The 14,146-nt window shown below is 68.7% G+C and carries 16 protein-coding genes; 9 read left to right on the top strand and 7 right to left on the bottom strand.

From position 1 onward, the window contains the following. Nucleotides 1-8 precede the first annotated feature (8 nt). Entirely contained in the window at nucleotides 9-857 is an 849-nt protein-coding gene (locus tag O3I_RS06015; protein WP_014982008.1) for an NAD(P)H-binding protein, read from the top strand. Between the two features lie 108 nt (nucleotides 858-965). Beyond that, on the top strand, nucleotides 966-2,159 hold the full coding sequence (locus O3I_RS06010) for an MFS transporter (RefSeq protein ID WP_051066902.1): 1,194 nt from the start codon (nucleotides 966-968) through the stop codon (nucleotides 2,157-2,159). A 30-nt stretch (nucleotides 2,160-2,189) separates the two neighbouring features. On the opposite strand, the gene O3I_RS45360 is transcribed toward O3I_RS06010, so the two are convergent. From O3I_RS45360 to O3I_RS05985, 5 genes are all read right to left on the bottom strand, one after another. Further along, nucleotides 2,190-2,972 (bottom strand): LppU/SCO3897 family protein, encoded by a 783-nt coding sequence (locus tag O3I_RS45360; RefSeq protein WP_167829104.1) that lies wholly within the window; start codon nucleotides 2,970-2,972, stop codon nucleotides 2,190-2,192. Nucleotides 2,973-3,084: 112 nt separating this feature from the next. Then, nucleotides 3,085-4,248, bottom strand: coding sequence for a DUF5925 domain-containing protein (locus O3I_RS06000; protein ID WP_041562435.1), 1,164 nt, complete (start codon nucleotides 4,246-4,248; stop codon nucleotides 3,085-3,087). 85 nt (nucleotides 4,249-4,333) lie between these two features. Then, a complete protein-coding gene (locus O3I_RS05995; protein ID WP_014982004.1) occupies nucleotides 4,334-5,749 on the bottom strand; it encodes an NAD(P)(+) transhydrogenase (Re/Si-specific) subunit beta in 1,416 nt (471 codons plus the stop codon). Nucleotides 5,750-5,766: 17 nt separating this feature from the next. Further along, nucleotides 5,767-6,120, bottom strand: a complete 354-nt coding sequence (locus O3I_RS05990) for an NAD(P) transhydrogenase subunit alpha (RefSeq protein WP_014982003.1) — start codon at nucleotides 6,118-6,120, stop codon at nucleotides 5,767-5,769. Then, the gene (locus O3I_RS05985; protein ID WP_014982002.1) at nucleotides 6,120-7,238 is read right to left on the bottom strand and encodes a Re/Si-specific NAD(P)(+) transhydrogenase subunit alpha; all 1,119 of its coding nucleotides are present in this window, start codon (nucleotides 7,236-7,238) and stop codon (nucleotides 6,120-6,122) included. Before O3I_RS05985 ends, O3I_RS05990 begins: the two co-directional genes overlap by 1 nt. Nucleotides 7,239-7,635: 397 nt before the next feature. Between O3I_RS05985 and O3I_RS05980 the strand changes: the two genes are divergently transcribed. The 3 genes from O3I_RS05980 to O3I_RS05970 are packed head-to-tail and all read left to right on the top strand — an operon-like array spanning nucleotide 7,636 to nucleotide 9,613. Then, nucleotides 7,636-8,124: an HIT family protein gene (locus O3I_RS05980; protein ID WP_014982001.1), complete on the top strand. Its 489-nt coding sequence runs from the start codon at nucleotides 7,636-7,638 to the stop codon at nucleotides 8,122-8,124. Beyond that, complete coding sequence (locus O3I_RS05975; protein WP_014982000.1) at nucleotides 8,121-8,960, top strand: maleylpyruvate isomerase family mycothiol-dependent enzyme; 840 nt, start codon at nucleotides 8,121-8,123, stop codon at nucleotides 8,958-8,960. Before O3I_RS05980 ends, O3I_RS05975 begins: the two co-directional genes overlap by 4 nt. Further along, nucleotides 8,960-9,613 carry a Type 1 glutamine amidotransferase-like domain-containing protein gene (locus O3I_RS05970; protein WP_014981999.1) on the top strand — a complete coding sequence of 218 codons (654 nt, stop codon included), beginning with the start codon at nucleotides 8,960-8,962 and terminating at the stop codon, nucleotides 9,611-9,613. The genes O3I_RS05975 and O3I_RS05970 overlap by 1 nt, the downstream gene beginning before the upstream one ends. A gap of 49 nt (nucleotides 9,614-9,662) precedes the next feature. Here O3I_RS05970 and O3I_RS05965 read toward each other — a convergent pair whose 3' ends face one another. Next, a complete protein-coding gene (locus tag O3I_RS05965) occupies nucleotides 9,663-10,184 on the bottom strand; it encodes a GtrA family protein (protein ID WP_051066901.1) in 522 nt (173 codons plus the stop codon). A gap of 105 nt (nucleotides 10,185-10,289) precedes the next feature. Here O3I_RS05965 and O3I_RS05960 point away from each other — a divergent pair, with 105 nt between their 5' ends. The 4 genes from O3I_RS05960 to O3I_RS05945 all read left to right on the top strand — a co-directional run bounded on the left by O3I_RS05960 (nucleotide 10,290) and on the right by O3I_RS05945 (nucleotide 13,443). Then, nucleotides 10,290-11,648 carry an FAD-binding oxidoreductase gene (locus O3I_RS05960; protein ID WP_041562434.1) on the top strand — a complete coding sequence of 453 codons (1,359 nt, stop codon included), beginning with the start codon at nucleotides 10,290-10,292 and terminating at the stop codon, nucleotides 11,646-11,648. A 41-nt stretch (nucleotides 11,649-11,689) separates the two neighbouring features. Then, nucleotides 11,690-11,974, top strand: a complete 285-nt coding sequence (locus O3I_RS05955) for a GNAT family N-acetyltransferase (protein ID WP_014981996.1) — start codon at nucleotides 11,690-11,692, stop codon at nucleotides 11,972-11,974. A gap of 31 nt (nucleotides 11,975-12,005) precedes the next feature. Then, complete coding sequence (locus tag O3I_RS05950) at nucleotides 12,006-12,872, top strand: SCO6745 family protein (RefSeq protein WP_014981995.1); 867 nt, start codon at nucleotides 12,006-12,008, stop codon at nucleotides 12,870-12,872. Nucleotides 12,873-13,020: 148 nt separating this feature from the next. Further along, complete coding sequence (locus tag O3I_RS05945) at nucleotides 13,021-13,443, top strand: hypothetical protein (RefSeq protein WP_014981994.1); 423 nt, start codon at nucleotides 13,021-13,023, stop codon at nucleotides 13,441-13,443. Between the two features lie 9 nt (nucleotides 13,444-13,452). Here the strand turns inward: O3I_RS05945 and O3I_RS05940 are convergent, their stop codons facing one another. Then, a complete protein-coding gene (locus O3I_RS05940) occupies nucleotides 13,453-14,094 on the bottom strand; it encodes a TetR/AcrR family transcriptional regulator (RefSeq protein WP_014981993.1) in 642 nt (213 codons plus the stop codon). Nucleotides 14,095-14,146 lie beyond the last annotated feature (52 nt).

Below are 14,146 nucleotides of genomic sequence, written 5' to 3'. Positions count from 1 at the left end.
CTGGACCCATGACACACAGCACCGATTCCCGGCCCCGCATCCTCGTCACCGGCGGCACCGGCAAGACCGGCAGCCGGGTCGCCGCGCGACTCACCGCCGCGGGCCACCAGGTCCGGGTCGGCTCCCGCACCGCCGACATTCCCTTCGACTGGGCCGACCGCGACACCTGGCCTGCGGCGTTGACCGGCGTGCACGCCGCCTACGTCGCCTTCCAGCCGGACCTCGCGGTACCGGGCGCCCCCGAGACGCTGCGGGCGTTCGCCGCGGTGGCGAAGCGGAGCGGCGTGCGCAGACTGGTGTTGCTCTCCGGTCGCGGTGAGCCGGAGGCGCTGGAATGCGAGGAGATCGTGCAGCAGTCCGGCCTCGACTGGACCGTGCTGCGCTGTAGCTTCTTCGCCCAGAATTTCAGCGAGGGCGCGTTCACCGAATACATCCTGGCAGGCGAGGTCGCGCTGCCCAACGGTGACGTACCGGAGCCGTTCGTGCACGCCGACGATATCGCCGAGGTCGCCACGGTGGCGCTCACCGAGCACGGGCACGCCGGCGTGGTCTACGAGCTGACCGGGCCGCGCGCCCTGTCCTTCACCGCGGCGGTCGCGCAGATCGCCGAGGTGACGGGGCGCGAGATCGCCTTCGTTCCGGTGACGCGCACGGAATTCGTTGCGGCGCTGACCGATTACCAGGTACCCGCGGATGTGGTGAGCCTGCTCGACTACCTGTTCGGCACGGTGCTGGACGGCCGCAACTCCGCCATCACCGACGGTGTGCGGCGCGCGCTGGGCCGGGAGCCGAAGGACTTCACCGACTATGTGAAGGAAGCAGCCGCGTCGGGCGTCTGGGATATCCAGCCGAGCTGAGGGCGCACCTCGTCGGTGCCGGGCGCGGTGCGTGGAGACCGCGCCCGGCATCGATCCGAGCCGGCCGCGAAGATCATCGGTACCGTCGAAGGGGTGTTCAGTCCGACGATGGATCGCACGCTCCGCCTCGCTCGCATCGCCGTGTTCACGGTGTTCGGGCTGAACGGATTCCTGCTCGCCATGTGGGTGGTGCACATTCCGGCGATCACGGACCGGACCGGTATCGCGAAATCCACACTCGGCATGTTCATCCTGCTGATGGCGGGCTCGGGCATCGTCGGCATGCGGATCGCCGGGCCGCTGGCGGATCGATTCGGCAGCCGGACGCTGGTGGGTACTGCGGCGGTGATCGCCTCGGTGGCGGTGCTCGGTCCCGGGCTGGCCACCGGTCCGGTGACATTGGCGATCGCCCTGTGCTGCTTCGGTTTCGGCAACGGCGCGCTGGACGTTTCCATGAACACCCAAGCGGTACACGTGGAACGCGCCTACGGGCGGCCGATCATGTCGGCCTTCCACGCGCTGTTCTCCGGCGGCGGTCTGCTGGGTTCGCTGCTCGGCGCGGCGACCTTGCGCGCGGGCTGGGATCTGCGAATGACGTTGGCACTGGCCGCGACCGGCTGTGTCCTGTTGACGGCGGCGCTCGTACCGCGCCTGCTCCGGGACAGCGAGACCGAGCCACGGACCGTTCCTGCGGCCGCGGACGAGCAGGCATCCGTCGACCTGACATCTGGACGGGCGCATCGGCGAAAGGTGCTGGCACTGGCCGCGATCGCCTTCGCGGTGCTGCTCGCGGAGGGCGTGGCCGGGGACTGGAGCACGCTGCAGATGCGTGAGCACCTCGGTGTCGACCAGGCCACGGCCGCCCTGGCGTTCGGCGCGTTCTCGGTCACCATGACCGGCGGCAGACTCGCCGCCGACCGGGTGAGCGGGGCGTTCGGCCGGGTGGCGGTGGTCCGTTACGGCACCTTGCTCGCCGCGCTCGGCCTCACCGTCATCATGGTGTCACCGTGGGTGCCGTTGTCGTTGCTCGGCTGGGCCATGGCGGGCCTGGGCCTGTCCGGCACCGTACCGCAGATCTTCACCGCCGCAGGTAATCTCGGCTCCGCGACGGCGGCCACCGATATGGCGCGGGTCTTCAGCCTGGGCTACCTGGGCTTGCTCGCGGGCCCCGCCGTCATCGGCTGGCTCAGCGCAGCCATTCCGCTGACCGCCACCTTCCTGGTCCCGCTGGTGGCCATGGTGGTGTGCTGCGCTTACGCGGGGGCCGTGGCCGCGCCGCAGCGGGCGAGCGAAAAACACTGACGCACAGCGAATTCCGCTCGCCCGCCGGGACTACTCGGGTTCCACCAGGCAGAGCGTCATCGGATCCGGTTTCGGATACACGATGGTGCTGTCCTCGGTGTATTTCGGGCCGCACGCGGACTTGTCCGCGCTGCCCCGCACGATACGGCCGATCTTGTAGTCGGCGGCGGAGCTGCAGGCGACCTTGGTGCTCGCCGCCAGCGTGCCGCTCTTGATGCAGTCGCCTTCCTTCACATTGAGACGCAGGCACAGCGTGTAACCGTTGCGACCGGTCTCGTAGTAGCTGGCGTAGTCCTTGTTCTCGCAGTTCTTGTTCGACCCGTCGATCCGTTGTGCCACCACGTAATTGGCCTCGGGATCGGAGCATTCCTTGATCGCGAACTCGGCCTTGTAGGTGGTGCCGGACAGTTTCGCGCACTCGCCGACGGCGACCTTCTTGCCGTCAGGTCGCCCGACGGTGGCGATGAGCGCGACCACGGCGATCACGCCCAGGATGACGACGGTGATGATGATCGCCTTGGCCTTGCCGCCCGAACGCGACGGCGGTCCCGGTGGCGGGAAGGCGCCGGGCGGGAACCCGGGCGGTCCGCCGTGCGGTGGAACGCCTTGCGGTGGTGGGAAACCCTGCGGCGGCATACCCTGCTGTGGCATGCCCGGCTGCGACGGATATCCGTTGCCTGGCGGCGGATAGCCTGCTCCGTAACCCGGTTGTGCCGGCTGACCCGGATACCCCTGCGCCTGCGGGTAGCTCGGCTGGGCGTAGCCCTGGCCGCCGGGTTGCCCCGGATATGGATAGTTCGGTGGTGTGGTCATGTTCCCCTCCCCAGGGTTTACGCGATCTCGGCCGCACGCGGCGGCCGAACGAACTCACAGAATCTAGCCGATGGCTCCGACGGCTGTGCGCTGGGTGATTGCCGTTACGTTCTCAGAGGTAGAGGCCGGGGTTGACCGGATCCGCGGGCACCGACTGGATCTTGGTGTCTCCGTCGCGCAACGCGACCAGTTCCGCCAGCGTCGCGCCGTCCGGACAAGAAGCCGCCGCGGGGGTGTCCGGACGCCGTTCCCGGGCCAGCCAGGCCGCCGATTCGGCGGGCGAGAGCCGCCCGACCTCGAGCTGCGCCAGGCACCGCCCGGGGCGGGTCACCGCCGGGTGCAGCCGGGTCAGGTCCTCGTTGGTGGTGATCGCCACGAGCACGTCCCGGCCTTGGCCGAGCATGCCGTCGGTCAGGTTGAGCAGTCGCGAAAGGCCCTGTCCCGCAGTTTCTCTGGCCTCGCCGCGGATCAGTTCGTCACAGTCCTCTAGCACCAGCATGCGCCAGCGCTTGGTGTCCTCGTCGCCCTCGATGCCCGCCGCGACATCCATCAGATAGCCAGGCTTGGCGAACATCACCTCCGGGTCGAGCACGCAGTCGAACTGGCACCACGGCCCCCACGCGCGCGCGAGCGCACGCAGCGCGGTGGTCTTCCCGGTGCCCGGCGGCCCGTGCAGCAGCACGAGCCGGCCGCGCACGTCCGCGGCGGTCAACGCCATCAGCCGGTCCAGCGCGCCCGCCACGTCGGCGGCATAGTTGCCACGGATTTCCGGCCAGGTCGGCGCGGTGATGGTGCGGCCACGCCGCTGGGGGCCGTGGCTGTGCATATGCCAGAAGCCCATTTCGATGGTCTCGCCGATCTCCGGCTGCGCGGCCGCATCGCGGATGGCCTCCGCGAGCACCGTCGTCGCGAGTTCGTCGGTGACGGCGGTGACCTCGACCATCGCCGAGCCACCCGACCACCGGACCGCGCGCAGCGACCAACCCGCTCCGACGACCAGCGCGGCACCGCTGTCGTCGTCCTGCGTCGAGCGCACCACCCGGCCGTGCTCCGGCCGCAGCAGGGCGTCGGGCTTGATCCGCTCCAGATGCGCGGTGCGCGCACACGGCTGATCACCGCGCAGGAAGGGACTCACCGCCAGCGCATCGATCGCGTCGCGCGTCGAATAGGCGGAGTCGACCGCGACAGTCCACGGCAGCCGCTCGGCGAGATCGACCGAGGGCTCACTCGGGTCGATCAACCGAAGGGGCTCGTTACGTGCGGACACTCCGAGCATGATCAGGCCTGCGGACGTGGCTTGTCCACTGGTTTAACGCCGAACGGCCTCCCGCGTGCGCGGAAGGCCGTTCGAATCCGAATCCCTACAGCGCCTTCAGTTCCTCGGTGACCGCACCGACGGACTTCTTGGCGTCGCCGAACAGCATCGAGGTGTGATCGGCGTAGAACAGCGGGTTGTCGATACCCGCGAAGCCGGAGTTCATCGAGCGCTTGAGCACGATGACGCTCTTGGCCTGGTCGACGTTGAGGACGGGCATGCCGTAGATCGGGCTGCTGGCGTCCTCGCGCGCCGCGGGGTTGGTGACGTCGTTGGCGCCGATCACCAGGGCGACGTCGGTGCGGCCGAATTCGCCGTTGATGTCGTCCATTTCCTTGAGCGCGTCGTAGGAGACCTCGGCCTCGGCCAGCAGCACGTTCATGTGACCGGGCATGCGGCCCGCGACCGGGTGGATGGCGTATTTGACCTCGACGCCCTTGGCTTCGAGCAGCGCCGCCATCTCCTTGACCGCGTGCTGGGCCTGGGCGACGGCCATGCCGTAGCCGGGGACCACGATCACCTGATTGGCGTAGGCCATCTGAATCGCGGCGTCCGCCGCCGAGGTGGCCTTGGCCTGCTTGTTCTCACCGTCGCCGGCGGCGCCGGGAGCTGTTCCGCCGCCGCCGAATCCGCCCGCGACGATCGCCGGAATGGACCGGTTCATCGCCTTGGCCATCAGGTTGGTGAGGATGGTGCCGGACGCGCCGACGATCATGCCCGCGACGATCATGGCGGTGTTGTTCAGCGCCAGACCCGCTGCGGCGGCCGACAATCCGGTCAGCGCGTTGAGCAGCGAGATGACCACCGGCATATCCGCGCCGCCGATCGGCAGCACCACGGCGAGGCCGAGCACACCGGCCAGCACCAGGACCGCGATCATCCACAGTTGGGACACACCGTCATTGGTGGCGCCGACGCCGATCACGACGGCGGCCGCGATCGCGCCCAGGAGCAGCAGCAGATTCAACGGCTGCTGCAGCTTGCCGAGACCGATCGGGCGGCCGGGCAGGATCTCCTGGAGTTTGCCGAACGCGATCAGCGAGCCCCAGAACGAGACCGAGCCGATGATCGCCGCGAACAGCGAACCGATGACGATGTGCACCGTCGGCTCTTCGTCGAAGTGCGAAAAGCCTCGGCTGTTGATGAATTCCGACCACGCGATGAGCGCCACCGTGCCACCGCCGACGCCGTTGAACGCGGCGACCAGCTGCGGCATGGCAGTCATCTTGGTGAACTGCGCGGGCGGCACGCCGAGCGCGATGCCGACCACCAGTCCGGCGATGATCAGGATCCAATTGCTGGTGTGGCGCACCGAGATCAGGGTGGCGACCACGGCGATGAACATGCCGACGGCGGCGATCAGGTTGCCGCGCACCGCGGTCTTGGGACCGGTCAGGCCCATCAGACCGTAAATAAACATGCCGAACGCGATGATGTAGAGGCCGTTGACCAGGTAGGTCACGTTGTCGAAGGTATGCATCACGCTGCCCCGTCTCGTCGCTGCGCAGGCTGCGCTCCTGCTGCCTTCGCCGGCGCTGCTGCCGCTTTCTTGCCCTTGAACATGCCCAGCATCCGGTCGGTCACCACGAAACCACCGATGACATTGAGGGTTCCGAAGACGACGGCGACGAACAGGATGATCTGGGTCAGGATCGAAGGGTCCTGCACGTTGCCCAGGGTGACCAGCGCGCCGAGCACGACGATGCCGTGAATGGCGTTGGTACCGGACATGAGTGGGGTGTGCAGGGTGTTGGGGACCTTCGAGATGACGGCGAACCCGACGAACCCGGAGAGCACCAGGATCGCGATGTTCGCGAGCAGTTCGGTGTACATCAGGCTTCCCTCTCCCGGGTGACGCAGGAATCGGCGAGCACCTGATCCTCGAAGTCGGGTGCCAGCGCACCGTCCTTCAGCATCAGTTCCAGCAGTGCCGCAATGTTTTTCGAGTACAGCTCCGAGGCGTGCTCGGGCATCGTCGCGGGCAGGTTCAGCGGCGAGGCGATGGTGACCTGGTGCTTGACCACGGTCTCACCCGGCTCGGTGAGTTCGCAGTTGCCGCCGGTCTCCCCGGCCAGGTCGACGATCACGCTGCCGGGCTTCATGCCCTCGACGGCGGCCGCGGTCACCAGACGCGGTGCGGGACGGCCGGGTACGAGCGCGGTGGTGATCACCACGTCGAAACCCTTGATCGCGTCTTCCAAAGCCTGCTGCTGCTTGGCCTTTTCCTCGTCGGTGAGCTCGCGGGCGTAGCCGCCCTCACCGGCCGCGTCGATGCCGAGATCGAGCCACTGCGCACCGACCGAGCGCACCTGATCGGCGACCTCGGGCCGCACGTCGTACCCGGTGGTGCGGCCGCCGAGGCGCTTGGCGGTGGCCAGCGCCTGCAGGCCCGCGACACCCACGCCGAGCACCAGCACCGTCGCGGGCTTCACGGTGCCCGCCGCGGTGGTGAGCATCGGGAAGAAGCGCGTCGACTCCGACGCCGCGAGCAGCACGGCCTTGTATCCCGCGACATTGGCCTGCGAGGACAGCGCGTCCATCACCTGCGCCCGCGAGATCCGCGGAATCGCCTCGACCGCGAACGCTTGCACGCCACCGGCTTTCAGCTTGCCGATCTGGTTGTCCGCGTTACGCGGGGCCAGGAACCCGATCAGGGTCTGCCCGTCGGACAGCTTCGCCACCTCGGCATCGCTGGGCGGGGCGACCTTCACGACCACCTCGGCCGACCAGGGGTCGCCGATCGTCGCGCCGGCCTCTTCATAGGCGCTGTCGGGAATGAGCGCGCCGAGACCGGCACCGGACTCGACCACCACCTGCACCCCCTGCTTCAGCAGGGTCGGAATGATCTTCGGCACCAATGCGACACGTCGTTCGCCCGCGTTGGACTCGCGAACGACTCCGACACGCGCGCCGCGTGGCGACTGATCGCCTACGCTCTGCGTTGTCTCCACTATGTCAGTTCCTTCTTGTGCTGAGCTTGCAGGCAACAGATGGACGGCCGGACGATGTTACTTCAGAGTAAGGTCGCCCAAATCCTCGCAACTGTACCCGGCGTGTTGTGCGGACCGCTGAGACGCCCGTCACACGATCGCGCCGGATTCCGGCGATATGCCGGGTTCTCGAGGTCATCGGGGTCACCTCCTGCGCGGTGGTTGTACGGATGAGCGCCGGTTCTGATGGTGGTCGCCGCGGCTGCCCGCGACAAGACCGAACGTGCAGGTCCATTACTTACTCGAAGGTTCGGCACCAGGTCAGGCGGGGGACGCCAGGCCTGGGAAGTGACGTGCATCATGATCGATTCTCGCGCCGGGGTGTTCCGGGCCGCTCGTACGCCGTAAGGTCCAGCCTGTGACCGACTGCGTCTTCTGCCGCATCGTGGCCGGCGTTGCCCCCGCAACAAAGGTGTACGAGGACGACTCGCTCTGCGCCTTTCTCGACATCCGGCCCATCGCCCGCGGGCACACGCTGGTGATCCCCAAACAGCACGCCACCGAACTCGAGGATCTGGACGCCGAACTCGGCGCCTACGTCTTCCGGGCCGGGCATCGGCTCGCGCTCGCGGTCCGGCGCAGCCCGCTCGCCGCCGACGGCGCGAACCTGGTGCTCAACGACGGCACTGCCGCTTTTCAGACCGTTCCGCACGTCCATCTGCACGTGATCCCGCGCAGCCACGGCGACAAGCTGCGCTTCGCTGCCGGCTTCCTGCTGCGCAGGCCACACGATCCGCAATCGACCGCGGCCGCCATCCAGGCCGGTATCGCGGCGCTGGAAAAAGACGAAGCATCGAGTCGGGAGCGGCCGGGCGCGGACCGGCCGGAAGAAGGAGCACACGAATGATCGATCCGACCCTGGACCGGGCCGAGCTGACCAGGCTGCTGTCCGAGCAGTGGGACGCGATCGCCGCGTTGGTCACCGGACTCGACGAAAACCAGTGGCGGACATCGACGGCACTGCCCGGCTGGACCGTGTTCGACGTGGTCGCGCACGTCGTCGGCACCGAATCGTGGTTGCTCGGCGAGCGGCCGCCCGCGCACGACCCGCTGACACCCAAGGCCGACGTGCGCACGCTGCCGCATATCCGCAACGAGACCGGCGTGCTCAACGAGATCTGGGTGGACCGGCTGCGGCCGCTGTCCGGCGAACGGTTGCTGGAGCTGTTCCAGGACGTCACCGGCAGACGGCGGGCGGCGCTGCGCGCGCTCGGCGACGAAGAATGGCAGGCCCAGACCCAGTCGCCGATCGGGCTGGTCAGCTACGGCCGGTTCATGCGGGTGCGGCTGTTCGACTGCTGGATGCACGAACTCGATATCGCCGACGCGCTGGGCGTCCAGGTGGACGAGGGCGGGCAGCGCGGCGAATTCGCCTTCACCGAGTTCCTCGGCAGCATCCCGCGGATCGTGGTGAAAAAGGGTGGCGCACCGGACGGTGCACGGATCACCTTCTCGCTGACCGGACCACTGGCGCGTTCGTTGCACATCCAGGTGGCGGAGCGGGCGAATTTCGTGGACGCCTTCGACGGCGCCCCGACCGTCGACATCCATCTGCCCGCAGCGGATTTCGTCCGGCTCGGCGGCGGGCGGACCACCGCGGAGCAGCACTCGGACCAGATCACCATCAGCGGCGATCAGGAACTCGGGCAACGGCTCGTGCAGAATCTCGCGTTCACCATCTGATGCGCCTGTTCCTGTCCAGCTACCGGTTCGGCGCGCACTACGACCGGCTCGCCGCCCTGGTCGGCGCGCCAGGCCGAGTCGCGTTGATTCCCAACGCCTGTGACGCCTGGCCCGAGCTGTGGGAGTCGGCGATCATCAGCGATATCGTCCCGCTGCGCCGGCTCGGGTACGAGCCGGAGACGGTGGATCTGCGCGATTTCGTCGGCCGCCCAGCGGAATTGGAGCGCACGCTCGCCGAGTTCCCGCTGCTGTGGGTGCGCGGCGGCAACACCTTCGTGCTGCGCGCCCAATTCGCCCGCAGCGGAGCCGATGTCGTGCTCCCCCGGCTGCTGGCGGCCGACGCGCTCGTGTACGCGGGCTACAGCGCCGGCGCCTGCGTGCTGACCCCCGATCTGCACGGACTGGAATCCTCCGACGACCCGGCGGAGGTCCAGCCGACGTGCGGGATCGAACCGCTCTGGGACGGACTGGGTTTGGTGCAGCAGCGGATCGTGCCGCACATCGCCTCGCCGACCGATCCGCTCGGCCTGTGCGACCGGCTCGCCGAGTCCTATCGCGCCGAAGGCATCGCACACTGGGCGCTCACCGACGACGACGCGATCGTCGTCGACGGCGATCGCACAGAGGTGCTGATCAAGTCAGTGGGGTCGTGAGCAATACCGGCTGATCACGGAGGCCGGACACGGTGGTCTTCCGCCGCGGCTAGGACATCGGTGACCGCACGTCGCGCGGGGGCGCCGGTTCGGCCTTCGCGTCGCGGCGGAACACGACCCAGCGCATCGCGCTGTACATGTAGACCGCTTCGCAGCCGCCGGCGAGCAACCGCGCCAGGTGGTAGTCGACGCCGAGCGCGGTGAGCCCGCTGCCGACGCCGAGGATGAACGCGGCGTAGTTGATCGCCACGACCACCACGTAGACCCCGGCCTGCTTGCCGACCGGCGCGTGCGAGTGGAAGTTGAAGGTGCGATTGAGCACGAAACTCAACCCGAAGGCACAGACGTACGCGACGGAGACCGACAGCCAGACCGGCAGGCCCAATCCACCATGGAAGAGGGTGAGCAGGGCCAGGTCGACGCCGAAGGTGAAGCTGTTGATCAGCGCGAAGCCGAGGAAGGTCGGCGCGACAAGACGATTCAGTCCCCAAGGCAGCCGTGCGACGACCGCCTCACACCATCGGGTGAAGCGGTCGGCAATGTTGTCGGTGGTCTGCGCCGGCTCGTGCACGCTGCCAGGGTGCCAGCGGCAGGTGACCACCAGATGATCATCCGGCAACGCCGCGTCGATCCGTCGAGGCGGCCGTGGCGTGCCCCGGCGGACTAGCGTGGAGTTGTGGACGTTAGTGACTTGATCGACGGACTGCCCGAGGGTGCGGTCGTCACCGACCCTGATCTGCTGGCGAGCTACCGGCAGGACTGGGCGCGCGATCCCGCGGCCGGCACGCCGGTCGCGGTGGTGCGCGCGACGAGCACCGAGGATGTCGCGGCGGCGCTGCGCTGGGCGCACGAGCGACGCGTGCCCGTTGTGCCGCGCGGTGCCGGGTCGGGGCTGTCCGGCGGTGCCACGGCGGTCGACGGCGGACTGGTGCTGAGCACCGAGCGGATGCGGGCGATCACCGTCGACCCGGTCACCCGGACCGCGGTCGTGCAACCGGGCCTGCTGAACGCCGAGGTGAAACGCGCCGTCGCCGCGCAAGGGCTCTGGTATCCGCCCGACCCCTCCTCGTTCGAGATCTGCTCGATCGGCGGTAACGCCGCCACCAACGCGGGCGGGCTGTGCTGCGTGAAGTACGGCGTGACAACCGATTACGTGCTGGGCATGGAGGTGGTGCTCGCCGACGGGACGGTGCTGCGGCTCGGCGGGCCCCGGCTCAAGGATTCGGCCGGGCTGTCGCTGACCAAACTGTTCGTCGGCAGCGAGGGCACGCTCGGCGTCATCACCGAGCTGACGCTGCGCCTGCTGCCTGCCCAGCCGCCGCAGAGCACCGTCGTCGCCTCGTTCGCCACACTGACCGCCGCCGTCGACGCGATCCTCGCCATCACCGGCGAATTGCGGCCCGCCATGCTGGAATTCATGGATTCGGTCTCGATCAACGCGGTCGAGGACGAACTGCGGATGGGCCTGGATCGCAAGGCCGCCGCACTGCTCGTCGCGCGCTCGGACGCGCCCGGCGAATTCGCCGGGCGGGAAGCCGAGATCATGCTGGCCGCCTGCGAAAAGGCCGGTGCGACCGAAGCTTTCCACACCGCCGACGCCGAGGAAGGTGAAGCCTTCACCGCGGCAAGGCGGTTCGCGATTCCCGCGGTGGAGAAGCTGGGCGCACTGCTGCTCGAGGATGTCGGCGTCCCGCTGCCCCGGCTCGGCGACCTGGTGACCGGTGTCGCCGAGATCGCCGCGCGCAACGAGGTGACCATCTCGGTGATCGCGCACGCCGGCGACGGCAACACGCACCCACTGATCGTGCACGACCCGGCCGACGCCGCCATGACCGAACGCGCGCACCGCGCCTTCGGCGAGATCATGGACCTGGCCATCGCGCTCGGCGGCACCATCACCGGCGAGCACGGAGTCGGGCGCTTGAAGAAGGCGTGGCTACCCGACCAACTCGGCGCCGACGTGATGGCATTGACCCAGCGCATCAAGGACGCGCTCGACCCGAACGGCATCCTCAACCCGGGCGCGATTCTCTAACCCATGGAACATTCCCGGCCGCGAAGGAGTTTCACCGAATCATGACCACCAGGCTCGAGCACAACGTCGCCGACACCCGTTTCGAGATCTACCTCGACGACACCCTCGCCGGCTACGCCGACTACGCCGAGCGGGAGGAAACGAAGGTTCGCGACTTCCACCACACCATGACCTTCCCCGAGTTCCGTGGCCGCGGCGTCGCCGCCCAGGTGGTCGAATTCGCGCTGCGGGATTCGCGCACCAACGGCTTCACCGTCGTCCCCACCTGCTGGTACGTCGAGAAGTACATCGCCGAACACCGCGAATACGCCGATCTCGTCGGCTGAGTCCGACACCGATCGGCGTTAGGGTCGGCGCATGGACAGCACCGACGCGGGCCGCTGCGCGCGAGCCCTCGAAACCATCCATTCGATGACCTATTTCGCGCCGGAAACGGAGCAGTATCTGGTCGAGGCCGGACTCCGGCCGGGCAGGATGTGTTATTTCGCCGGACGCGCGGCCCCGATGGGCGCGGTCGGGCCGGGTGTGGTCGCGGCGACCTTCTACAACTTCAATCCCGACCTCGTCGCGCGGCACATCCCGCGAGCGTGGTCACAGGCCACGCCCGAGGCCGTGGTGACGGCGCGGCTGGCATCGGTCGACGCGGCCCTGCGCCGCCTGCTCGGCGCCGCCGCCGACTCGGCCGAGGTGCGCGAGGCCGCCGAACTGGCTCGCACCGCCGCGACCGCCTGCACAGCGGAAGGGCGTCCGCTCCACGCCGCACACGCCGACCTACCGTGGCCGACCGAACCGTTGCTCGTCCTCTGGCACGCGATCACCCTGCTGCGCGAACACCGCGGCGACGGCCACATCGCCGCACTGCTCGCCGCCGGGCTCAGCGGCATCGAAGCCCTGATCACCCACACCGCGACCGGACGCGGCTTCACCCCGCTCGCCGCCCAGCAGACCCGCGGCTGGAACGAACAGCAGTGGACCGACGCGGCCGCCGCCTTGCGCATGCGCGGCCTCCTCACCGCCGACGACACCCTGACCGAGGCCGGCACCCAATTGCGCGCCGACGTGGAAGCCGCGACCAACGATATGGCGCTCGCCCCCTGGTCCGCCCTCGGCGACGCAGGCGCCACCCGCCTCGCCGAAATCGGAAAGACCCTGTCCCGCACCATCGTCGCGGCCGGCGCGTTCCCGCCGGGCGTCTTCACCGCCGCCACCGGCCGCAACGGATGACCCGGGCCGTGGGCGCGGCCGTCCCGGCGCAATGCCCGCCGCCGGCCGGGCCCGCCGCCGGCTGAGCGCCGGAGCGCGCGCCAGCTGATAGTTTCGGGTTGCTCGATGCGGTTGCCGATGGATTCCATCTCTGTGATCGGAGTAGGGCATGTACCGGAGCTCGAAATTGATCGGCCTGGTCGCACTGCTGGGCGCGGCGGCACTCGGCGGCACCGGCCTCGCCGCCGCGGCGCCGACGGACCCGGGAGTCGCGGAACGGTGCGCGCGGAAATCGGCCGGCTACGCCGATTTCAAGAATTGCGTGGAGCAGGGCAATCCCGGCGGTGAACTCGACGGTCAAACGGCTGGTCCGGACAAGAATCGGCCGAGCGGTCCGAGCGAACGCGGCGGCAGTGATCACTCGGGCGACGAATCGCCGGACGTGCCTGATCAATCCGGGAACGCCGGCGGTCGATCCGGGAACGCGAGTAATCAAGCCGGGAACGCGGGCAATCAAGCGGGCAGTCAATCCGGATACGCGGGCGATCAAGCCGGGAACGCGGGCAATCAGACGCGGATCGAAGGCAGATAGCCGACCGCGCTACTCGCCTTGCGAGGACCTCGCGAGGCTGTGCGCCAAGAGTTCGAAGGCGGTTTCGGCACGGGCGACCGCGATCGGGTAGATGTCCTCGACGGGGTGGCCCGCCCGGACTGCCTCGGCGTTGTAGGACGTGAGAATGCGCTGGGCACTGAAGACCTGCGCCGCGATCAGGTGCGCGGTGAACTCGTCGCGCGGCTCGCCGGACGCGAGCAGCGCCGCGGCGAGATCGCGTTCCTGGTCGATCATGTAGCCGGACAGGTGCGCCATCAGAGCGGGCGTCGAATACAGCAGTCGGTGGAACGTGACGGCGGCGCGGGTGTCGTTGAGGCCGGTGAGCGGGTCGCGGTCCGCGAGGCGGTCGAGAAAGTCCTGACGCAGGGCCGCCAAGGGCGTCGTGCCGGCCGCGCGCTCCCGGACGACGTGCGCGGACCCGCGGCCGCCGTCCATGAATCGGTGCAGTACCAGGTCTTCCTTGGCCGGGAAGTAGGCGAACAGGGTGGGCTTGGAGACCTCGGCGGCGGCGGCGATCTCGGCGACCGAAGCGCCGTCGAAACCCGACTCCTCGAAGAGCGCGAAGGCGGCGTCCAGGATCGCCTGACGCGTCCGGAGCTTCTTGCGTTCGCGCAGCCCTGGTGCCTCCATGAGGCCAGCGTAGAGAAAATTACCTTGGCCTACAAATTGACTCGGTTGTATT

Source organism: Nocardia brasiliensis ATCC 700358, assembly GCF_000250675.2.
In the GTDB taxonomy this organism is placed as follows: Bacteria; Actinomycetota; Actinomycetes; order Mycobacteriales; family Mycobacteriaceae; genus Nocardia; species Nocardia brasiliensis_B.
Note: the sequence above shows the minus strand (reverse complement) of the source record. Positions and strands in the feature narration are given on the sequence as shown.